Origin of the sequence: Ottowia sp., from assembly GCF_016703145.1 — a bacterium.
Lineage (GTDB): Bacteria > Pseudomonadota > Gammaproteobacteria > Burkholderiales > Burkholderiaceae_C > Ottowia.
Genome location: NZ_JADJCO010000003.1, coordinates 108,696 through 131,823 on the forward strand (window position 1 = coordinate 108,696; position 23,128 = coordinate 131,823).

Here is a 23,128-nt window from a genome sequence, read left to right on the forward strand (position 1 = left end):
GAATTGACCGGAGACAACATTCATGACAATCACCCCCCAAGACCAAGATCCCAGCGGCCGCAAGGCCGCGCATTCCACGACGGTACAAAAGAACCGTGCGCTGGCCGGCACCTTGAACTTCGCGGACACCCGTGATTTCGACGACGTCCGGCGCGGCTTTGTCGGCACGCTGGAGAACGCGACCATCAAGGACGCAAATGGACGCGTGGTCTGGAGCATGGAGGAGTACGACTTCCTGGGCAAGGAAGAAGCGCCGCTCACCGTCAACGCCAGCCTGTGGCGCATGGGCCGCCTGAACGCGGTGCACGGCCTGTTCAAGGTGTGCGAGCGCATCTACCAGGTGCGCGGCTTCGACCTGGCGAACATCACCTTCATCGAAGGCGACACCGGCCTGATCGTCATCGATCCACTGACTTTCGAGGAATCCGCCAAGGCCGCGCTCGAGCTGTACTGGCAGCACCGCGGCCAGCGCCCCGTCCATGCGGTGATGTACAGCCACAGCCACCGCGACCACTACGGCGGCGCCCGGGGTGTCGCCAACCCCCAGGACGTCGACGCGGGCCGCGTGCAAATCATCGCGCCCGACGGCTTCATGGAAGAAGTCATGTCGGAGGCGCTGCTGGCAGGCGTGCCGTCGCGCCGCCGCGCCGAGTTCCAGTTCGGCACCTACCTGGAGCCGGGCGAGCGCTCGCACGTCGACAGCGGCCTGGGCAAGGGCATGGGGCGTGGCACCTCGGGCCTCGTCCCGCCCACGCAGTTGATCTATGAAACCGGTGAAAAGCGCGTCATCGACGGCGTCGAAATCATCTTCCAGATGACGCCCGGCACCGAAGCGCCCGCGGAGATGAACTTCTACTTTCCGCAGATGCGCGCGCTGAACATGGCCGAAAACGCCGGCCATACCATGCACAACCTGTGCCCCATCCGGGGCGCCAAGGTGCGCGACGCGCTGGCCTGGGCCAGCTACATGGATGAAAGCGTGGACATGTTCGCGGGCCAGGCCGACGTCTGCTTTGCCCAGCACCACTGGCCTTGCTGGGGCACCGAGAACGTGGTGCAGTACCTGAGCGAGCACCGCGACATGTACCGCTACCTGCACGACCAGACGCTGCGCCTGATGAGCCACGGCCTCACGTCGCGCGAGATCGCCGAGCAACTGATGATGCCGAGCACGCTGGCGAAAAAATGGCACACGCGCGGCTACTACGGCGCCATCGTCCACAACGTGGAGGCCATCTACACCTTCTACATGGGCCCCTACGACGGCAACCCCATCCACCTGAACCCGCTGCCGCCCGCCGAGATGTCGAAGAAGTACATGGAGTACATCGGCACGGACAAAGCCATCGAGCGGGCCAAGGCCGACTTCGAGCGCGGCGAATTCCGCTGGGTGGCGCAGATCATGAACCAGGCCGTCTTTGCCGACCCCGCCAACACCCAGGCCCGCGAACTGTGCGCCGACGCCTTCGAGCAACTGGGCTACCAGAGCGAATCGGGCACCTGGCGCAACGCCTACCTCTATGGGGCGCGCGAATTGCGGCACGGCATCAAGCAACGCCCGCAGGATGGCAACACGATCAGCCCCTCCGTGGTGGCGCAACTGCCCATGCCGCTGCTGTTCGACTTCCTGGCCATCCGCGTGGTGGGCGACAAGGTGGGCGACCAGACGCTGCGCTTCGACTGGGTGATGGAAGACGACAACACCACCCACAAGCTGACGCTGGGCAACGGCGCGCTGACGCACCGCCCCGGCTCGCACGGGCCGCATGCCGATGCCGTGCTGCGCACCAACCGTGCAGGGCTGCTGAAGGCGCTGTCCGGCTTTCCTCAGGCAATCCAACAAGGAGACGTGCGAGTGCAAGGTGACGTCAGCCGCGTCAGCGCGTTCCTGGGCGGGCTGGACAGCTTCAATCCCCTGTTCAACATCGTGGAGCCATGATGGCCGGATGCCACCGCACAAGCAGTGCATTTGCCAATGATTTGGATACTCCAGAGAATCGACCCTTCTTCCGTTCCCCCATCACAAAGAGACAACCATGACCCGTTCTTCCCCCTTCCGCCTCGCCCTCGTCGCCGGAGCCTGCATACTGGCCGCTGCACCAGCCTTGGCGCAAACCGCGCCCAAGGCGCCCGAGCCCGCCACGCTGAAAGCCAATGCCGAAATGGTGAAGTCGCTGCCCTTCGCCGATCGCCAGGATTTCGAGGACGCGATGCGCGGCTTCGTCGGCACGGTGCCCGATGCGCTGGTGCCCGGCCCCAGCACGCGCCCGGCCTGGAACCTCAAGCCCTACGACTTCCTGAAAGCCGACACGCCGATCGACAGCGTCAACCCGAGCCTGTGGCGCCAGGCGCAGCTCAACCTCATCCACGGCCTCTTCAAGGTGACCGACCGCGTCTACCAGGTGCGCGGCTTCGACCTGGCGAACATGACCATCATCGAAGGCGACAACAGCCTGATCCTGATCGACCCACTGCTGGCCGTTGAGACCTCCCGCGCCGCGCTCGATCTGTACTACCAGCACCGGCCGAAGAAGCCGGTGGGCGCCGTCATCTACACCCACAGTCACTCTGACCACTTCGGCGGCGTCAAGGGCGTGATCAGCGAGGCCGATGTCGCGGCCGGCAAGGTGCAGGTGATCGCGCCTTCGGGCTTCATGGAGGCGGCCGTGGCCGAGAACATCCTGGCCGGCACCGCCATGAGCCGGCGCGCGCACTACCAGTTCGGCGTGCTGCTGCCCTCGGGCCCGCGCGGCCAGGTCGATGGCGGCCTGGGCAAGCGGCTGGCGGGCGGCACCACCACGCTGATCGCGCCCACCAGCACCATCGAGAAGACCACCGAAGAGCGCACCATCGACGGCGTGCCCTTCGTGTTCCGGCTGGTGCCGAGCTCGGAGGCGCCGTCGGAGATGCTGATCCACCTGCCGCAGCAGCGCGTGCTCAACATGGCCGAGGACGTGGCGCACACCATGCACAACCTCTACACCATCCGCGGCGCCGAGGTGCGCGACGGCAACCTGTGGGCCAAATACATCGACCAGGCGCGCCTGGACTTCGGCGACAAGAGCGACATGATGATCACGCAGCACCATTGGCCGGTGACGGGGCGCGAGCGCGTCGTCGATCTGCTGGCCAAGCAGCGCGACATGTACAAGTTCATCAACGACCAGACGCTGCGCCTGCTCAACCACGGCCTGGGCCCGCAGGACATCGCCGAGCAACTGCGCATGCCCGCCAGCCTGGAGCGCGAATGGTCGGCACGCGGCTACTACGGCACCCTGCGCCACAACGCCAAGGCGGTCTACCAGAAGTACCTGGGCTGGTACGACGCCAACCCGGCCAACCTGGACCCGCTGCCGCCCGTGCCCTACGCGAAGAAGACGGTCGAGTACATGGGCGGCGCCGACGCCGTGCTGGCCCGCGCCCGCGAAGACTTCAAGAAGGGCGAGTACCGATGGGTGGCCAGCGCGATGAACCAGCTGGTCTTTGCCGATCCGGCCAACAGCGCCGCGCGCGAGCTGGGCGCCGACGCGCTGGAGCAGCTGGGCTACCAGTCGGAGGCCGCCACCTGGCGCAACGCCTACCTGGCCGGCGCGATGGAGCTGCGCGGCGGCGTGCCGAAAATCCCCGCGCGCAGCAGCAGCAACCCCGACACGCTCAAGGCGACGAGCAACGAGCTGTACTTCGACTACATGGCCGTGCGCCTGAACGCGGCCAAGGCCGAGGGCAAGAAGGTGGTGATCAACTGGAACTTCACCGATTCGAAGCAACAGCTTGCGCTGACGCTGGAGAACTCGGCCCTGACCCACGCCCCTGGCCAGGCGCGCAACGCCGACGCCACGCTCACCCTGAGCCGCGCCACGCTGGACGCCATCACCTTGCGCCAGACCACCTTCCCCGAGGCGATCCAGTCCGGTCAGATCAAGCTCGAAGGCGACCGCGCCAAGATCGGCGAACTGCTCGGCATGCTCGACACCTTCGAGCAGATGTTCCCGATCGTCGAGCCGAAGAAGTAACGCGTCCTGCGTTTCAGCTGCCATTCGCCGCATGGGCGCAACTTCCCAGCGGTGGCATGGGCGTATCACCGCATGATGTTGAGCCTGTATCCCGAGGCCGCCCAGAGGAGCCCGGCTTGGTCCGCCGGCGCCGCAGGGCCGCTGCGGAGGACCAGGCCCTTGATCAGCGGCCTGCGCAACGGATCGGCGGGGCGCCGACGCGCCAACCCACCGCTTCCGACACGAACACCTTGACCATGGCCGATTCATGCTTGATGCTTTCGTGGGCATCGAGCTTCGCGGCCGCGTGCCATGTCATCAGGCGTGCGGCGCACAGGTCGTGAGTCCGCCACCATCGCCTGCACCTGCTGCAACTGCCCGAACGAGCGCCTTCGGAGCGCCGAACCGCTTCGCGCAGAGCCGGAAGTCGGTCGCTGTCGCCGAACATTCCGGCGTGTCAAACGCCGTACCCAGCCCGCGCCAGCGTGCGCTTCGCGATATTGAGCTGGTGAATCTGGCTCGTGCCTTCGTAGAGCCGGAACAGCCGCACGTCGCGGTAGAAGCGCTCCATGCCGTGATCGGCGATGTAGCCGTAGCCGCCCAGCATCTGCACGCTGCGGTCGGCCACCCGGCCGCACATCTCGGACGCGAAGTACTTGCACATCGACGCCTCCATCGTCACGTCGATCCCCTCGTCGCGCTTGCGCGCGGTGTCCAGCACCAGCGCCCGGGCCGCGTGGATCTCGGTCTGGCTGTCGGCGATCAAGGCCTGGATCAGCTGGAAGCTCGAGAGCGTCTGGCCGAACTGCTTGCGTGTGGCCACAAAAGTCACGGCGTCCTCCAGCATGCGGATCGCCGGCCCGATGCACAAGGCCGCCAGATGGATGCGTTGCTTGTTCAACACCTTCATCGCCGTCTTGAAGCCCTGGCCTTCGCGGCCGCCGATGACGTTCTCCGCCGGCACGATGCAGTCGGCCATGTGCACCTCGGACACCGGCGAGCCGGCCTGGCCCATCTTCCGGTAGGCCGGGCCGGTGCTGAGCCCGGGCATGCCGCGCTCCACCAAAAAGGCCGTGACGCCGCGCGCCGACAGGTCGTCGGGGTCGGTGCGCGCCATCACCGTGAACAGGCCCGCGATCGGTGCGTTGGTGATGAAGCACTTGGTGCCGTCGAGCACGTAGTGGTCGCCGTCGCGCCGCGCCGAGGTGCGCAGCGACGCCGCGTCCGAACCGGCTTCGGGCTCGGTCAGCGCAAACGCACCGGTCAGTTCGCCGCTGGCGAGCCTGGGCAGGTAGCGCCGCTTCTGTTCTTCGGTGCCATCGGCTACCAGGGCCTCGGAGCCGATGCCGGTGTTGGTGCCGACACGGGCCCGGAATGCCACTGAGCATTGCGACAGCTCCATGGCCGCCAGCACCAGTTCTTCGGTGGTCATTCCTGCGCCGCCATAGGCCTCGGGGATCGAATAGCCGAACAGGCCCTGCGCCGCCATGTCGGCCACCAGATCGGCGGGCACCTCGTCGGCCTCGGCCACGCGTACCTCGTTCGGCACCAGCCGCTCGCGCACGTAGCTGCGCAGGCTGCTCAGAAATTGCTCGAACGCTTCGGGATCACGCTGCATGTGTTGCTCCTTGCTTGATGGAATGGGCGCGATGGAAAAGGTTGAAGTCCCAGCAAGTGGTGTAAGTCTTCTTTCACTCGCTGCGCGGCAAGGCGCGTAGGGCGTAGCCCGAAGCGCCTTGCCGCGCAGCGGCCGCTCTCCTGTTCGGGGGAGGTCATCGTGAGTCCGGATAAGGTTTGAGGTGCGACCCACCAAACCTGTCCATAAAGGAAATCACAATGACCACCGCCACTATGGCATTAGCCGAGCTCGCCGAGAAGGGAGCCGATGTCGACGTCCTGCGCCAGATGGTGCAATTCATGGCCCAGCGCCTGCTAGAGTTCGATGTCGAAGGCCGCTGCGGCGCCGCCTACGACCAGAAGAATCCTACCGAACGCCTCAACAGCCGCAACGGCTACCGCGAGCGCACCTAGGAGCGTGGTCGGCAGAAGGGAAGTCCCTGCCAACCCGAGCGCTGCTTGAACGTTGAACGAGCATGGCCATCAGCTACCGCCCCTACGAACCGCAGCAGGAGATGCTGCTGCCTGCGTCGCTTCAGGACTGGCTGCCCCAAGGGCATCTGGCGTACTTCATCAGCGACACGGTCGACGCGCTGGACCTCCAGGCGTTCTATGCCCGCTACGCCGGAGGCGGCGCGCGCAACCAGCCCTTTCACCCGGCCATGATGGTCAAGGTGCTGGTCTACGGCTACGCCACGGGCGTGTTCAGCTCGCGCAAGATCGAGCGCCGGCTGCACGAGGACCTGGCGTTTCGGATGCTGGGCGCGGGCAACTTCCCCAGGCACCGCACCATCCGGGACTTCCGTGCGCTGCACTTGAAGGAGTTGTCGGACTTGTTCGTGCAGGTGGTCAAGCTGGCCCGTGAGATGGGGCTGCTCAAGTTGGGCACAGTGGCCATCGACGGCACCAAGATCAAGGCCAACGCCAGTCGCCACAATGCCATGAGCCACGAGCGCATGCAGCAGGCCGAGACCGAACTCAAGGCACGGATCGACGCCTTGCTCGAGCGTGCCAAGACCATCGACGCCGCAGGGGCTGACGAGCCCGAGTTGGACATCCCGGCCGAGATCGAACGACGCGAGGCCCGCCTGAAGGCCATCACCGCCGCCCGCGAGCGCCTGGAGCAGCGCCAACGCGATGCCGACATCGAGCGCGGCCGTAGCCAAGACGATGATCGCAAGCCCCGCGACGACAGAGGCAACCCCAAGGGCGGGCGCTACAAGCGCGAGTTCGGCGTGCCCGAGGCGAAGGCACAGGACAACTTCACCGACCCCGACAGCCGCATCATGAAGCGCGCCGGTGGTGGCTTCGATGCCAGCTACAACGCGCAGACGGCGGTGGACGACACGGCGCACATCATCGTGGCCGCCGAGCTGAGCAACAACGCGGCCGACACGCACCAGTTGGTGCCGATGCTGCAGGCGGTACAGGCCAACACCGGTGAGCTCCCACGGCAAGGCCTGGCCGATGCGGGCTATCGCAGCGAAGACAACTTCAAGCGGCTGGCGAGCCTGCCCATCGAGGTGGTGGTGGCACTGGGTCGCGAAGGCAAGCAGCACGCGCAGATCGATCCCAACACCCATCCGTACACGGTGGCGATGGCCACCAGGCTGCAAACCGACCAGGGCCGTGCGGCCTACCGCAGACGCAAGTGGATCGCCGAGCCGCCCAACGGCTGGATCAAGAGCGTGCTGGGGTTTCGTCAGTTCAGCCTGCGAGGACTGCATCGCGTGCAAGCCGAGTTCAAGCTTGTGTGCCTGGCGCTGAATCTGCGGCGCATGGCTGCCATGCAGGTGGCATGAGGCAAGCGCGATGAGTCGATCCGACCCAAGCGCAGTGCCTCAGAGTGGCACGGTGGTGCCTATGACGCTCAAGATCACCGCATCGACGGGTGCACTCGCGCGAATCGGCGCTCCGCGCCGCAATTCGATCAATTACGCGGGGGCGGCAAACTTCTGCCGCCCACGCTCCTAGGACGCAATACTGTTCAGATAGACAAATGGCCAGCATAATTCGGCTCCATCCAATCCATGGAGGACGGAGCCGATGGCAAGAACGCGCAAGGTACTGCCGCACCAGGTCGATGTCGCCCACCTGATCAGCACAGGTGTACTGGCAAGCGTGTGTTCGAGGCCTCTGATCGACGAGGTGCTGGCCGAGACAGGGCGAGGCAGTCAGCGCAATCGGCTACCCCACAGCCGTACGCGGCCAGAGCGCCTTCCCGCAGGCGCGCCTGCTCGGCCTGGTCGAGTGCGGCACGCACGCCATCGTGGCCGCCGGCATCGCCGCGTACGCACGCAGCGAGAAGGCGATGGCCACGGAACTGCTGCCGGGCTGGCTGCGCAAGGACATGTTGGTAATGGCCGACCGGGGCTTCTACAGCTTCAAGCTCTGGGCGCTCGCTTGCGACAGCGGCGCCACGCTGCTGTGGCGCGTGAGTTCCAACATCAAGCTGGCGGCGCAGCAGGTCCTGCCCGATGGCTCGTACCTGAGCACCGTCTTCGACAGTGAAGACAGCGCCCGGCGGCATGGCCGCACGGTGCGCGTCATCGAGTACACGCTGCGCGACTTGGCCGTCCCCACAAAGGACAGCTACCGCCTGGTGACCACTTTGCTCGACCCCGAGCAGGCGCCCGGCCAAGAATTGGCGGCGCTGTACCACGAGCGCTGGGAGATCGAGGGTGTGTTCGATGAGTTCAAGACGCACCTGCGCGCCAGCAGCACCGTGCTGCGCAGCAAGACGCCCGATCTGGTGAAGCAGGAACCGTGGGGGCTGCTGCTGGCGCACTTCGCCATCCGCCAACTCATGGCACAAGCGGCTTGGCAGCGCGCACTCGACCCGGATCGCCTGAGCTTCAGCCACGCGGCGCGCGTGATCAAACGCAAGATGCCGCAAGCAGCGGCTGTTCCCCCCTGAGCGCCTCGAAAGCTGGCGTGAGTCCCTGCTGGCCGAGATTGCCCGTGGTCGCTGCGTTAGTAGCCGCGGACGCCTCAACCCGCGCGGAGTCAAGCGCAAGATGAGCAGCTTCACCGTCCGCCATCGCGGCGCGTTGCTCCACCAGCGACATCAGCCCACGCCAGTACTGCGTATCTGAACAGTATTGGGACTAGGCGTAGAAGGGATGGTGGCCTGGGACGGAATCGAACCATCGACACGCGGATTTTCAATCCGCTGCTCTACCAACTGAGCTACCGGGCCAACAAGCTGCTTATTATAGCAATGCTCCCAGCGTTTTCTCAGGTCGCGACGGCTCCGCTCCGGCGCCCGCGAGACAGATCGACGCCCAGTTGCTTGAGCTTGCGGTAGAGGTGCGTGCGCTCCAACCCGGTCTTCTCGGCCACGCGCGTCATGGAACCGCCCTCTTTGGCGAGATGGAACTCGAAGTAGGCTTTTTCGAACGCGTCCCGTGCGTCACGCAGGGGTCTGTCGAGCTCGAAAATCCGTTGCCCCTGTGGCGTCAGGTCGACGGTGGCGGGAAGGGACTGCCCCCCTGTCATGGCGGCTTCCACCGTCAGGTCAGCTGCGGAGACGGTCAGATCACCGGGGTCTATCGCTTCGGCCACTGGCCGGCGCGCCGCAGTCATGTCCCGCGCAATGGCCTGCTCCACGGCTTTCAGCAACTTCTGCAGGGTGATGGGTTTTTCCAGAAAGGAATACGCACCAATGCGCGTGGCTTCGACAGCGGTATCGATGGTGGCGTGGCCACTCATCATGATGACTGGCATGGTCAATTGGCCGGTGCCTCGCCACTCCTTCAGCAACGTCACGCCATCGGTGTCCGGCATCCAGATATCGAGCAGCACCAGATCAGGCCGCGCCCGCTGGCGCGCGGCGCGCGCCTGGGCAGCGTTCTCGGCAAGTTCGACGGCATGGCCTTCGTCATTCAGGATCTCCGACAGGAGATCCCGGATGCCCAACTCGTCGTCAACCACCAGAATGTTGGCCATGTTGGAGTGAGTTTCCTTTTCTTGATGCGGGCCCGTCGATCATCGACCACGGCCGGGCGCTGGCTCGAATGATAACGATACTTGCGCACCGGCAATTCGCCCATCGCTGATGCGATTGGATACATCGATGCGCGCGGCGTGTTCTTCCGCGATCTTCTTGACGACAGCCAGCCCCAGTCCTGTTCCCTTGGCCTTGGTAGTGACATAGGGTTCGAAGGCTCGCTTGAGAATGGCATCCGGAAACCCATGTCCATGATCGATCACGCTCATGCGTACGCGATGCGAAGTCTCCAGCCACTGCGTGCGAATGACGACTCCGCTGACACCGCAAGCACCGCTGCTGGGCCCAGAACCCGGCATCTCGGCGGCACCCGACGCATCGAGCGCGTTCTGCACCAGGTTGTGGATCACCTGTCGCAACTGCTGGGCGTCACCCAGGATGGACGGACAAGTGCTGTCGCGCTCGAAGCGCAGCGGCACCGATCCGTCCTGCGTCACGCGGTCGCCGGTCGCCCCATACAGATGCAATACCTCACTGATGAGTTCGTTGAGGTCGAGCGATTTCAGTTGGGCTGCAGGCAGGCGCGCATAGTCACGAAATTCGTTGACCAGGCGCTTCATGGCGTCCACTTGATCGACGATGGTCCGCACGGATTTGACCAGCATCGCTCGATCCTGGTCCGGCAGTTTGTCGGCCAGCTTGTGCTCCAGCCTCTCGGCGGAGAGCTGGATCGGTGTCAGCGGATTCTTGATTTCGTGCGCCAAGCGCCGCGCCACTTCACCCCAGGCCTGTGCGCGCTGAGCTGACACGATCTCCGAAATGTCATCGAAGACCAGCAAGCGCAATCCCCCGGGCAGCCCGGCCCCTCTGGCGACCACGGAGACGGTGTCGGTATTCGATCCGCCGGCATTGCCGTAGAGCTCGAACGACTCCTGCCAGTGGTCCAGTCCGTGTTCCGCGCGCTCACCTTCGAACTCGGCGAACTGGCGCTGCACATCGCTGGCAAAGGCCTCGAGTCCTGACAGCGCCGCCAGCGGCCGGCCCGTGCTGGCCGCCAGCGGCGAACGCAGGATGCGGGTGGCTCCCGGGTTGGATGATTGGATGATGCCCCGGCGGTCCAGCACGATCACGCCTGCGGTCAGGTTGTCCAGGATGGTCTGCAGGTTGGCACGCGCGGCATCGACTTCACGCATGCTCGAATCGACGGCAGCACGGGCATCGGCCAGCTGCTGGGTCATGTCGGCGAACGAGCGCGTGAGCCCCACCAGTTCGTCACGTCCGGGCAACACGACTTTGGGCCGCAGGTCCCCTGCAGCGACCTGGCGTACGCCATCGGCCAGCATGAGCAGCGGCGTGGCCAACTGCTTGCCCAGCACGACGGCCAGCAGGACAGCACCGAACACAGCCAGGAACAGGCTCAATGTTAATGTCCCGATGTACATGCGGCGCAAGCCAGCCCGACTCAAGGCACGCTCTTGGTACTCCCGGTTGGCATCCTGCACAGCCAACGCGTGCGCCACCAGCGCTGTCGGCAAAGGTTGCACGGCCAATACCAGGCGCTGCTCGTCCAACAAACCGATCGATCGGCCACTGACGGCCGCCAGCGCGCGGATGTGCGCCGCCGGCGCGCGCGTTCCCGCTGTCGAAGACGAAATGTCATCAATGCCCTCGATCTGCGTCACCACGCCCTGGATGCGGACATTGCGCAGCAACTGAGCGGTCGGTCGATCAGGGGCAAGCTCGAAGCGGGATTGACCGGTACTGGCAATCAACCGGCCTGAACTGGTCCAAAGGCTTGCATCGGTGGCACCGACCTGGGCACGTAAACGTTCCAAGGACAACGCCGCGAGCGCGTCGGGCGTGTCCGCCAGCTGCGCCGATGCCATGCGCAACTGGCTACCAAATTCACGCGCCTGCGTTTCCAAGGAGGTTCGCGCCAGTGTCAAACCCGAATCGAGTGCGCCCTCGACTTTGACATCAAACCAAGACTCGATGGAGCGCGACACGAACTGGTAGGACACCACGTAGATCAACAGTCCAGGCAACACGCCGACCAAGCCGAAGATGGCCGCCAGCTTGATTAACAGCCTGCTGCCGAACTTGCCTCTTCGCAATCGCGACAACAGGCGATAGATGCCCCAAAGGATGACCAGGGCCAAGACCACCGCCACCACGACGTTGATGACAAACAGGCGCGCGTAGTAGTGCTCATAGAGCAGTCGATTGTTGGTGGCCTGCGCGAGCAGAAAGATGAGCACCAAGCCAATGCCGACCATTGCGGCGACCGACAGCCGCAAGGCCCATCGCGCCAGCCTCCTGCGCTGCGGATACTCTGCCCCATCAACGCGGCTTGGCTCGGTCACCGACTGGCCTCCTGGGTCAGATCGATGCGTCGCTCCACTGAAAGATGCCAATCGGACTGCCCAACGGCGCCGATCTGAAACGTGCGCGGCAGTTGCGTGGAATCCAGGCGAAATCTGAAATTCAGCATCTGCCGCCCTCCGCTTTCCAGCTCCGAAGGATTGGCAATCTTCCAGCGTTGAAGGCGCTGCACGGCCGCCATGGTTTCAGCAAGGGAGTCGTAGTGCTGCGTCAGGCTCACACCCAGACCCGCATTCACCAGCGGCTCGGCGGAGGTATTCAATCGCCAGCGCCGCGTGAGCGGCTGGTAGGCCACGCGCATGTAGCGCTGGGCCGATGCCACCTCTTGGTCATACCAGTACCAGCGCTCACGCATCACGCTGACGTCGGCGACGAAATGGACGGGAATGCCCTTGAGGAGCGCATCCTGCACCGCTGAGGTCAGATCGAAGCGCACCTGGGCCGAAAGAAACAGTCCTTCGTCAGTACGCTCGACGCGCAGCGTCGTCAAATCCGCCCTTGCATCAGCGCGCGCGGCGATAGCGGCGCCCAACATCCACGCCAGGATAGCCCACCTAAGCCGGCGGCTAGCGTGGACGCTTTTGCAGCAGCGCATAGAAGAAACCGTCTTCGTCACGATTTCCATTGTCTCCAACCGGGCACGTTTCGCCATCAGCCAAGGGCAACAGATGCCCTGGCGCACCCAGCGGCACCGCATCGGTGTTGCGCGCAAGGAACGCCGCGATGCGTTCCGCCCCCTCTTGCCTGAAAACGGAGCAGGTACAGAAAAGCAGCCGTCCCCCTGGCACGACCAACGGCCACAACGCAGCCAGCAGCCGATCCTGCTGAGCAGCGAGTTGCGCGATATCCGATTCACGCCGCAGCCAGCGCACATCCGGATGGCGGCGCACGATGCCTGACGCGCTGCATGGCGCGTCCAGCAGGATGGCGTCAAAGGGCTCACCATTCCACCAACTCTCGACATGGGCTGCGTTCGCCACGAGGACATCGGCGTCCAGGCCCAGACGAGACAGGTTGTCGACGACACGCCTGCTGCGCTCGGCATCCACATCGATCGCCGTCACTCTTGCTTCGGGGCAATGCTCGAGCAGATGCGCCGTTTTTCCGCCTGGCGCGGCGCAGGCATCCAGCACTCTCGGCGTCGTCACATCCATTCCAGAGAGCAGCAACGGCGCGGCGCGCTGGGCCGCAGCCGATTGCACCGAAACCCATCCTGCGGCGTGGCCAGGGATGTCGCGCACCGGTCGTGACCGATCGAGTTGGACAGCGGCCCCATCGATCACCTGGGCAGGGATACCTGCACTGGCCAACCGGTCGCAAAACGCTTGTACTGAAATGCGGCGTGTATTGACGCGCAACACCATCGGAGCTGGGCTCTGTGCTATCCCCAGGATCGATCTCCAGTGCGCTGGATGATCGCGCTGCAGGCGCTCCACCCACCAGTTCGGATGATTCCATCGCGCCACGGTATTGCTCAAGAGCGGCCCCAGCAGTTCCTCTCGCTCGCGCAGAAAGCGGCGCAGGCAGGCATTCAGAAATGCCGCGGATGAGCGCAGACTGGCATGGCGTTTGGCCGCTTCTACCGTCTGATCGACCAAGGTGAAAGCGGGGTACAGCGTTCCGCCATCAGACGCCATGAGCGCCAAGGAAGTACACAACAAGGCGTCAGCGGCCGGGGATGGGCGGCGCTGCACCACCCGATCCCGCACGGCCTCGGCCAACCCCAGCCGCCGCAGTGCATGAAACGACAACGCCTGGACCCCAGCGCGCAGATCGGGTACCACGGTCTCGAGCAACGAAGTCATTGATCGTCCGCCACGCACCCCTTGGATCATCCAGGCCACAGGTAGAAGCAGGCGCCACAGGGGCGGTGCTGTCTGCGCATCAACGGGTACGTGCAAATGATCTGATTTCACGACTCAACGATCCTTGCTCCAGCGGTTGAGTGATCCGGCCATGCGAAAACCAAACATCTTCGCCAGCAACCAGGCTGGAAACTGGGCAATGGCCGCGTTGTAGATTTCCACGGCCTCATTGAAGGCAGTGTTCAAGGGAAGCGTCTGGTGCAGCAACTGCATCCACTTGGCCTGCAAACGTTCTGCCGAGGGATGGGTATCTGGTGGTACAGCGTCTCGCATGGCACTTTGCCAGGCAGTGTCGAGTGCGTCTTGGGCCAGCACCAAACTGTCCATGGCAGCGCCATCGACTGGTTGCGTGCGTGCTTGTGCCAAGGCAAGCGCAAACTGCTCGCTGGCCGCACTGAGGCGCGCCCAGGAAGCCATCACCTCGTCCTGCAATTCACCGGGCGTGGTCTGCGGACCACCTCGCATGGATTCCGGCAGGCAACTCTGCACCCACACCAACTGGCGCACCAGCAACTGGTCCAGCGCAGCAAAGGCCTTGCCGACCGCCGCGTGCAAGCGCACCAAGCGATTGTGGGCGCCCACCGCCCAGAAAAACAGCAACGCCGCAGCCAGAAAAACCAATAGCGATAAACTCAGCATAGACGGGATCACCAGAAATATCGCCACGCTCGGCTGCTTCGCTTACTGCACGACCCGCCGAGGGAACACTTTTTTTGGAGTGGCCGGGCGTAGAAAAGGCGCCCTCACCGCTTTCCTAGCAAGTGCAGGGCGCCTTCATGGCACGAGCAGCGATCAGTCCGCTGCGGCTCCGTGGTCGGCGCCCGCGACATCGCCAGCCTCGACACCCTCGGCCACGCCCGCCAGTTCGGCCGCTTCGGCCTCGGCAATGGCACGACGCTCGGCTTCGTCCATCTGATCCTTGACCTTGCGCGCCTGATGGTAGGCCAAACCGGTTCCGGCCGGAATCAAACGACCGACGATCACGTTTTCCTTCAGCCCGCGCAGTTCGTCGCGCTTGCCCATGATCGCCGCCTCGGTCAGCACGCGGGTGGTTTCCTGGAAGGATGCCGCGGAAATGAACGAATCCGTGGACAGCGAGGCCTTGGTGATGCCGAGGAGCAGGTTGTTGTAGGTTGCGGGCACCTTGCCCTCGGCACGCAGGGCATCGTGGGTGTCCAGCATCTCGCTGCGCTCGACCTGCTCACCGGCGATGTAGCTGGAATCGCCCGGGTTGTCGACCACGACGCGGCGCAGCATCTGGCGAACGATCACCTCGATGTGCTTGTCGTTGATCTTCACGCCTTGCAGGCGGTAAACGTCCTGCACCTCATCGACGATGTAGCGGGACAGCTCTTCGATGCCCAGCAGACGCAGGATGTCCTGCGGATCAGCAGGTCCATCGACGATGCTTTCGCCCTTGTTCACCACCTGGCCTTCGTGCACGAGGATGTTCTTCTCCTTGGGAATCAGTTCTTCCCATACCTTGCCGTCCGGGTCGGTGATCTGCAGGCGAATCTTGCCCTTGGTCTCCTTGCCGAACGAGACGGTCCCGGTCAGTTCAGCCAGCACGCCCTTGTCCTTGGGCGAGCGGGCCTCGAACAGTTCGGCCACGCGCGGCAGACCGCCCGTGATGTCGCGCGTCTTCTGACCTTCGACCGGAATCCGTGCCAGCACCTCGCCGGGGCCCACGTCCTGGCCGTCGCGCACCTGGATCAGTGCGCCGACCTGGAAGCCGATGGTCACCGAGTGATCGGTGCCGGGAATCTTCACCTCGTTGCCGTTGGCGTCGACGAGCTTGACCTGCGGCCGCACGATCTTGGCCGAGCCCCGGCGTTTGGGGTCGATCACCACCAGGGTGGACAGGCCCGTGACCTCGTCCACCTGCTTGGCCACCGTGAGGCCTTCCTCCACGTTCTCGAACTTCACGCAACCCGCGAATTCCGTGATGATCGGGCGGGTCAGCGGGTCCCAGTTGGCCAGAATCGTGCCCGCCTTGATCGGCTGGTCGGATTTCACTGTCAGCGTCGCGCCATAAGGCACCTTGTGACGCTCGCGCTCCCGGCCATGCTCGTCATGCACCACGATTTCACCCGAACGAGAAATCACGACCAACTCGCCCTTGCTATTGGTCACATAGCGCATGGTCGCATTGAAACCGATGACACCGTTGGACTTGGCCTCGACGCTGGACGCCACCGCCGCACGCGAGGCTGCGCCGCCGATGTGGAACGTGCGCATCGTCAACTGCGTGCCGGGCTCGCCGATCGACTGCGCCGCGATCACCCCGACGGCCTCGCCCATGTTCACCAGCCCGCCACGGCCCAGATCCCGGCCGTAGCATCGGGCGCAGATGCCGAACCTGGTCTCGCAGGTCAGCGCCGTGCGCACGCGCACCTCGTCGATGCCCGCGTTCTCGAGCTCATCAATGGCGTCCTCGTCCAGCATCTGGCCGGCCTTGACCACGACTTCCTGCGTTTCGGGAGCCACCAGATCTTCCGCTGCGGTTCGACCTAGGATGCGTTCGCGCAGCGACTCGATCACTTCACCGCCTTCGACGATCGCACGCATCAATGATCCATCGCTGGTGCCGCAATCGTCTTCGGTCACCACCAGATCCTGCGTCACGTCCACCAGGCGGCGCGTCAGGTAACCCGAGTTCGCGGTCTTCAGCGCTGTGTCGGCCAGGCCCTTGCGTGCGCCGTGAGTCGAAATGAAGTACTGCAAAACGTTCAAGCCTTCACGGAAATTGGCCGTGATCGGCGTTTCGATGATGGAGCCATCCGGCTTGGCCATCAAGCCGCGCATACCAGCCAACTGGCGGATTTGTGCCGCCGAGCCGCGCGCCCCCGAATCGGCCATCATGTAAATGGAGTTGAACGACTCTTGATCGACTTCCCGCCCATGGCGATCGGTGGTCTTCTGCTTGGCCAGTTGAGCCATCATCACCTTGGAAACCTCGTCGCCAGCCTTGCCCCAGATGTCCACCACTTTGTTGTAGCGCTCGCCCGCGGTAACAAGGCCCGAGACATACTGCTGCTCGATCTCCTTCACCTCTTTCTCAGCGCGCTCGATGATGCTGTGCTTTTCCTTGGGCACCAGCATGTCGTCAATGGCGATCGAGATGCCCGCACGCGTGGCCAACCGGAAACCGTTTTGCAGCAGTTTGTCTGCGAACACCACGGTTTCCTTCAGGCCGCACTTGCGGAACGAAGCGTTGATCAGGCGCGAGATTTCCTTTTTCTTGAGCGCCTTGTTCATCAGCGAGAACGGCAGGCCCTTGGGAAGGATTTCGGACAGCAGCGCGCGGCCGACAGTGGTATCGACCAAGCTCGTCGAAGACGTCAACTCGCCGGTGACCTTGTCCTTGTTCCATTCGGTCAGGCGCACGCTGATCTTCGCCGTGAGTTCCACCACAGCGGCGTCCAAGGCGCGCTGCACCTCTCCGATGTCGGAAAAGATCAGGCCTTCGCCCTTGCCGTTGATGCGCTCTCGCGTGGTGTAGTACAGGCCCAGCACCACGTCCTGCGAAGGCACGATGGAGGGCTCGCCCGAGGCCGGAAAGAGCACGTTGTTGGAAGCCAGCATCAGCGTGCGGGCTTCCATCTGCGCTTCCACCGACAGCGGCACGTGCACGGCCATTTGGTCGCCGTCGAAGTCGGCGTTGAAGGCCGCGCACACCAACGGGTGCAGCTGGATCGCCTTGCCCTCGATCAGGATCGGCTCGAAAGCCTGGATGCCCAGGCGGTGCAGCGTGGGCGCGCGGTTGAGCAGCACCGGATGTTCGGTGATGACCTCTTCCAGGATATCCCACACCACGGGCGTACCGGCTTCCACCTCTTTCTTGGCTGCCTTGATCGTCGTGGCGATCCCCATGGCTTCCAGGCGGGCGAAGATGAAAGGCTTGAACAGTTCCAGCGCCATCAGCTTCGGCAGACCGCACTGGTGCAGCTTGAGGGTGGGACCCACGGTGATGACGGAACGGCCGGAGTAATCGACGCGCTTGCCCAGCAGGTTCTGGCGGAAGCGCCCACTCTTGCCCTTGATCATGTCGGCCAGCGACTTCAGCGCACGCTTGTTGGCGCCCGTCATCGCCTTGCCACGGCGGCCGTTATCGAGCAGTGAATCGACCGCTTCCTGCAACATCCGCTTTTCGTTGCGCGCGATGATCTCCGGCGCCTTCAGCTCCAGCAGGCGACGCAGGCGCGAGTTGCGGTTGATGACGCGGCGATACAGGTCGTTGAGGTCGGAGGTCGCGAAGCGGCCGCCGTCCAGCGGAACCAGCGGACGCAGGTCCGGTGGCAACACGGGCAGCACGTCGAGCACCATCCACTCGGGCTTGATGCCGGATTTCCTGAAGGCTTCGAGCACTTTCAGGCGCTTGGCATTCTTTTTTACCTTGACTTCCGACCCGGTCAAATCGCCGCGCAGCCTCTCGATCTCGATGTCGAGATCGATGTTCTGGAGCAGTTCCTTGATGCCTTCGGCGCCCATGCGCGCGACGAACTCATCGCCATATTCCTTGCGCTTGGCATCGTAGTCGTCCTCGCTCATGATGCTGAATTTCTTCAGCGGCGTCATGCCTGGATCGGTCACCACGTAGGCCTCGAAGTACAGCACGCGCTCGATGTCGCGCAGCGTCATGTCCAGCACCAGGCCCAAGCGCGACGGCAGGGATTTGAGGAACCAGATGTGCGCGCAAGGCGCGGCCAGGTCGATGTGGCCCATGCGCTCGCGGCGCACCTTGGTCTGCGTGACTTCGACGCCGCACTTCTCGCAGATGACGCCGCGGTGCTTCAGGCGCTTGTACTTGCCGCACAGGCATTCGTAGTCCTTGATGGGACCGAAGATCTTGGCGCAGAACAACCCGTCACGCTCGGGCTTGAACGTGCGGTAGTTGATGGTTTCCGGCTTCTTCACCTCGCCGAAAGACCAGGAACGGATCTTCTCGGGCGATGCCAGACCGATGCGGATGGCATCGAAATGCTCGTCCGGCGTGAATTGCTTGAACAGGTCGAGTAGCGATTTCATAGAACTCTTTCCCTATCAAATTAAGAGCGCTCAAGCTCGATGTCCAAACCGAGCGAGCGGATTTCCTTGACCAGCACGTTGAACGATTCCGGCATGCCCGCTTCGATGGAGTGCTCGCCCTTGACGATGCTCTCGTACACCTTGGTGCGCCCTTGCACGTCGTCGGACTTCACGGTCAGCATCTCCTGCAACGTATAGGACGCGCCGTAGGCTTCCAGCGCCCACACTTCCATCTCGCCGAAGCGTTGGCCGCCGAACTGCGCCTTGCCGCCCAGAGGCTGCTGCGTCACCAGCGAGTAGGGGCCGGTGGAGCGTGCATGCATCTTGTCGTCCACCAGGTGGTGCAGCTTCAGAAAGTGCATGTAGCCGATGGTCGTCGGACGCTCGAAGGCTTCGCCGGTCCGTCCGTCATGCAGATAGGCCTGCGTTCGCGTCTCGGTCAAGCCCTTGATCTTGACCACTTCCTCCGGATAGGCCAGCTTGAGCATGGCCCGGATCTCTTCTTCCGACGCCCCGTCGAACACCGGCGTGGCGAACGGCACGCCGCTCGTCAGGTTGCCCGCCATCTCCAGCAACTGCTCATCCGAGATCTTGGTCAGATCCTCCTTGCGGCCGCTGCTGTTGTACAGCTCCTCCAGGAACTTGCGCAGCTTGGCTGTCCGCTCCTCGACCTGCAGCATTTCATTGATGCGCTGGCCGATGCCCTTGCCCGCCCAGCCCAGGTGCACCTCGAGCACTTGGCCCACGTTCATGCGCGAAGGCACGCCCAGCGGATTGAGCACGATGTCTGCCGGCGTACCGTCCGCCATGTAGGGCATGTCCTCGACGGGCACGATCTTCGACACCACACCCTTGTTGCCATGGCGGCCAGCCATCTTGTCGCCGGGCTGCAGGCGGCGCTTGACGGCCAAGTAGACCTTGACCATCTTGAGCACGCCTGCGGGCAACTCGTCGCCCTGGGTCAGCTTCTTGCGCTTCTCCTCGAACGCCAGGTCGAAGCTGTGACGCTGCTGCTCGATCGAGGCCTTGATGCTCTCCAGCTGCGCGGCCACCTCGTCTTCCGCCGGGCGGATGTCGAACCAGTGGTACTTGTCCACCGACGCGAGATAAGCCTTGTCGATCTTCGCGCCCTTCGCGATGCGGTTCGGGCCGCCATTGACGGCCTTGGCCGTCAGCAGCTTCTCGATGCGATCGAAGGCATCGGCCTCGACGATGCGCAATTGGTCGTTCAAGTCCAGGCGGTAGCGCTTGAGTTCATCGTCGATGATCTGCTGCGCACGCTTGTCGCGCTGAATGCCTTCGCGCGTGAACACCTGCACATCGATCACGGTACCCGACGAGCCCTGATCGACGCGCAACGACGTGTCTTTCACATCGCTGGCCTTCTCGCCGAAGATGGCGCGCAGCAGTTTCTCCTCCGGCGTCAGCGTGGTCTCGCCCTTGGGCGTGACCTTGCCCACCAGGGTGTCTCCAGGCTGCACCTCGGCGCCCACGTAGATGATGCCGGACTCGTCCAGGCGGTTGAGCTGCTGCTCCGACAGGTTGGGAATGTCGCGCGTGATCTCCTCGGCGCCCAGCTTGGTGTCGCGCGCCATCACCACCAGTTCCTCGATGTGGATGCTGGTGTAGCGGTCATCGGCCACCACGCGTTCCGAGATCAGGATCGAATCCTCGAAGTTGTAGCCGTTCCAGGGCATGAAGGCGATCAGCATGTTCTGGCCGATCGCGATCTCGCCCAAATCGGTCGATGCGCCATCGGCGATCACGTCGCCCTTGGCCAGCTTGTCGCCACGCTTGACGATGGGGCGCTGATGGATATTGGTGTTCTGGTTCGAGCGCTGATACTTGATCAGGTTGTAGATGTCCACACCCACTTCACCCGCCACGGCCTCGGCGTCGTTGACGCGGATGACGATGCGCGTGGCATCGACATAGTCCACCACGCCGCCGCGTTTGGCGGTCACCACGGTGCCGGAATCGATGGCCGCCACGCGCTCGATGCCGGTTCCCACGAGCGGCTTTTCCGGGCGCAGCACGGGCACGGCCTGGCGCGACATGTTGGCGCCCATCAGCGCGCGGTTCGCGTCATCGTGTTCCAGGAACGGCACCAGCGAAGCCGCCACCGACACGATCTGCGCCGGCGACACGTCCATGTACTGGATGCGCTCGGCACCAACCAGGATCGAGTCGCCTTTTTCCCGCGCCGACACCAGGTCACCCGTCAGGCGACCGTCCTTGTCCAGCGCCGCGTTGGCCTGGGCGATGACGTACTTACCCTCCTCGATGGCCGACAGATAGTCGATGTCCATCGTCACCTTGCCGTCCACCACGCGGCGGTACGGCGTCTCGATGAAGCCGTACTCGTTCAGTCGGGCGTACAGGGCCAGCGAATTGATCAGGCCGATGTTCGGGCCTTCGGGCGTTTCGATCGGGCACACGCGGCCGTAGTGCGTGACGTGCACATCGCGCACCTCGAAGCCGGCGCGCTCGCGCGTCAGGCCACCCGGGCCCAGGGCCGAAACGCGACGCTTGTGCGTGATCTCGGCCAGCGGGTTGGTCTGGTCCATGAACTGCGACAGCTGCGAGGCACCGAAGAACTCCTTCAGCGCCGCCGAGATCGGCTTGCTGTTGATCAGGTCGTGCGGCATCAGCGGCTCTTGCTCCGCCTGGCCCAGACGCTCCTTCACGGCCTTCTCGATACGTGCCAAGCCGGTGCGGTACTGGTTCTCGGCCAGCTCGCCCACGCAGCGCACGCGGCGGTTGCCCAGGTGGTCGATGTCGTCCACCTCGCCCCGGCCATTGCGCAGCTCGACCAGGATCTTGACCACGGCCAGGATGTCCTCGTTGGTCAGCACCATCGGCCCCGTGGATTCCTCGCGGCCCACCTTGGCGTTGAACTTCATGCGGCCGACGCGCGACAGGTCGTAGGTGTCCGGGTTATAGAACAGGCGCTGGAACAGAGCCTGCACCGCGTCCTCGGTCGGCGGCTCGCCGGGGCGCATCATGCGGTAGATGGCCACGCGCGCGGCGAATTCGTCCACGGTCTCATCCGCGCGCAGGGTCTGGCTGATGTAAGCACCCTGGTCCAGTTCATTGGTGTAGATGCACTGGAGTTCCTGCACGCCAGCCTCGCGCAGCTTCTTGAGCAGCGCCTCGGTCAGCTCGTCGTTGGCCTTGGCCAGGATCTCGCCCGTGTCGGGGTCGATCACATTCCTGGCCACCACGCGGCCCACGAGGAAGTCTTCCGGAACGCTGATGTGCGTGGTCTCCGACTGCTCCAGTTCGCGGGTGTGGCGCGCGGTGATGCGCTTGTCCTTGGCCACCACCACCTTGCCGGCCTTGTCGGTGATATCGAAACGCGCCACCTCGCCCTTCAGGCGGTCGGCCACGAACTCCATCTGGGCGCCGCTGTCCATCAGGCGGAAGTTGTCGTTGACGAAGAAATTCGCCAGGATCTGCTCGGGGTTCAGGCCGATGGCCTTGAGCAGAATCGTCACCGGCATCTTGCGGCGGCGATCGACGCGGAAGAACAGGACGTCCTTCGGGTCGAACTCGAAGTCCAGCCACGAACCACGGTAAGGAATGATGCGCGCCGAGAACAGCAGCTTGCCCGAGCTGTGCGTCTTGCCCTTGTCGTGCTCGAAGAACACACCAGGCGAACGGTGTAGCTGGCTGACGATGACGCGCTCGGTGCCGTTGACGATGAACGAGCCCTTGTCGGTCATGAGCGGCACCTCGCCCATGTAGACCTCCTGCTCCTTCACCTCCTTGACCACCTTGGACTGCGACGTGGAGGACTCGCGGTCGTAGATGATGAGCTGCACGCGCGCGCGCACGGCGGACGCGAAGGTCAGGCCGCGGGTCTGGCACTCGCGCACGTCGAAGGCCGGCTTGGCGAGTGTGTACTCGACGAACTTCATCTCGACGAAGCCGTTGTGGGACACGATCGGAAACGCCGACTCGAACGCCGCCTGCAGCCCTTCGTGGGTGCGTTTCTTGGGTGGGGTGTCCGCCTGCAGGAACGCGGTGTAGGCGTCTTTCTGCATCTGCAGCAGGTAGGGTACTTCGAGCACGCTATCGCGGTTGCCGAAGTTCTTGCGGATGCGCTTGCGTTCGGTGAAGGTGTAGGCCATGAAATCTCCGGGCGTTGACGTTGAGGTCCTGGACATCTGGCGACTAGGGCATCGGGCGCGCAGCTCGGGGCGCCGCGACGAAGCTTGGTGGCTGGCCACTACCAGCCGATGGCGGACGGCCGCGCATTGCACGCGGCCCGGACCAAGAGGTCTTGCTGCAGT

The 23,128-nt window shown here is 64.0% G+C and carries 11 protein-coding genes, 1 tRNA gene and 3 pseudogenes; 5 read left to right on the forward strand and 10 right to left on the reverse strand.

The features are described 5' to 3' along the window. Nucleotides 1–22 precede the first annotated feature (22 nt). Nucleotides 23–1,939 (forward strand): alkyl sulfatase dimerization domain-containing protein, encoded by a 1,917-nt coding sequence (locus IPG65_RS04230; RefSeq protein ID WP_293188027.1) that lies wholly within the window; start codon nucleotides 23–25, stop codon nucleotides 1,937–1,939. A gap of 97 nt (nucleotides 1,940–2,036) precedes the next feature. After that, a complete protein-coding gene (locus IPG65_RS04235) occupies nucleotides 2,037–4,013 on the forward strand; it encodes an alkyl sulfatase dimerization domain-containing protein (RefSeq protein ID WP_293188028.1) in 1,977 nt (658 codons plus the stop codon). Nucleotides 4,014–4,218: 205 nt separating this feature from the next. Here IPG65_RS04235 and IPG65_RS04240 read toward each other — a convergent pair. Both IPG65_RS04240 and IPG65_RS04245 read right to left on the reverse strand, forming a co-directional pair. Next, nucleotides 4,219–4,393 (reverse strand): annotated as a pseudogene (locus IPG65_RS04240) (acyl-CoA dehydrogenase family protein); the annotation flags it as partial. Nucleotides 4,394–4,449: 56 nt separating this feature from the next. Further along, nucleotides 4,450–5,610: an acyl-CoA dehydrogenase family protein gene (locus IPG65_RS04245; RefSeq protein ID WP_293188029.1), complete on the reverse strand. Its 1,161-nt coding sequence runs from the start codon at nucleotides 5,608–5,610 to the stop codon at nucleotides 4,450–4,452. Between the two features lie 218 nt (nucleotides 5,611–5,828). Between IPG65_RS04245 and IPG65_RS04250 the strand changes: the two are divergent. From IPG65_RS04250 to IPG65_RS04260, 3 genes and pseudogenes are all read left to right on the forward strand, one after another. Then, nucleotides 5,829–6,017, forward strand: a pseudogene (locus IPG65_RS04250) (transposase); the annotation flags it as partial. A 68-nt stretch (nucleotides 6,018–6,085) separates the two neighbouring features. Then, complete coding sequence (locus IPG65_RS04255) at nucleotides 6,086–7,411, forward strand: IS1182 family transposase (RefSeq protein ID WP_293188030.1); 1,326 nt, start codon at nucleotides 6,086–6,088, stop codon at nucleotides 7,409–7,411. Between the two features lie 244 nt (nucleotides 7,412–7,655). Then, nucleotides 7,656–8,526: pseudogene (locus tag IPG65_RS04260) on the forward strand (IS4 family transposase). A 206-nt stretch (nucleotides 8,527–8,732) separates the two neighbouring features. Here IPG65_RS04260 and IPG65_RS04265 read toward each other — a convergent pair. The 8 genes from IPG65_RS04265 to rpoB all read right to left on the reverse strand — a co-directional run bounded on the left by IPG65_RS04265 (nucleotide 8,733) and on the right by rpoB (nucleotide 23,002). Continuing rightward, nucleotides 8,733–8,808, reverse strand: a tRNA-Phe gene (locus IPG65_RS04265). Nucleotides 8,809–8,846: 38 nt separating this feature from the next. Continuing rightward, the gene (locus IPG65_RS04270; protein WP_293188031.1) at nucleotides 8,847–9,557 is read right to left on the reverse strand and encodes a response regulator; all 711 of its coding nucleotides are present in this window, start codon (nucleotides 9,555–9,557) and stop codon (nucleotides 8,847–8,849) included. 39 nt (nucleotides 9,558–9,596) lie between these two features. After that, nucleotides 9,597–11,921, reverse strand: a complete 2,325-nt coding sequence (locus IPG65_RS04275; RefSeq protein ID WP_293188032.1) for an ATP-binding protein — start codon at nucleotides 11,919–11,921, stop codon at nucleotides 9,597–9,599. Then, on the reverse strand, nucleotides 11,918–12,565 hold the full coding sequence (locus IPG65_RS04280) for a DUF4390 domain-containing protein (RefSeq protein ID WP_293188033.1): 648 nt from the start codon (nucleotides 12,563–12,565) through the stop codon (nucleotides 11,918–11,920). Before IPG65_RS04280 ends, IPG65_RS04275 begins: the two co-directional genes overlap by 4 nt. Then, nucleotides 12,507–13,745, reverse strand: coding sequence for a 16S rRNA (cytosine(967)-C(5))-methyltransferase RsmB (rsmB, locus tag IPG65_RS04285; protein ID WP_293188034.1), 1,239 nt, complete (start codon nucleotides 13,743–13,745; stop codon nucleotides 12,507–12,509). Before rsmB ends, IPG65_RS04280 begins: the two co-directional genes overlap by 59 nt. Nucleotides 13,746–13,859: 114 nt before the next feature. Continuing rightward, entirely contained in the window at nucleotides 13,860–14,471 is a 612-nt protein-coding gene (locus tag IPG65_RS04290; RefSeq protein WP_293188035.1) for a hypothetical protein, read from the reverse strand. Nucleotides 14,472–14,597: 126 nt separating this feature from the next. After that, the gene (rpoC, locus tag IPG65_RS04295; RefSeq protein WP_293188036.1) at nucleotides 14,598–18,833 is read right to left on the reverse strand and encodes a DNA-directed RNA polymerase subunit beta'; all 4,236 of its coding nucleotides are present in this window, start codon (nucleotides 18,831–18,833) and stop codon (nucleotides 14,598–14,600) included. 20 nt (nucleotides 18,834–18,853) lie between these two features. Further along, a complete protein-coding gene (gene rpoB, locus IPG65_RS04300; protein WP_293188037.1) occupies nucleotides 18,854–23,002 on the reverse strand; it encodes a DNA-directed RNA polymerase subunit beta in 4,149 nt (1,382 codons plus the stop codon). Nucleotides 23,003–23,128: the final 126 nt, after the last annotated feature.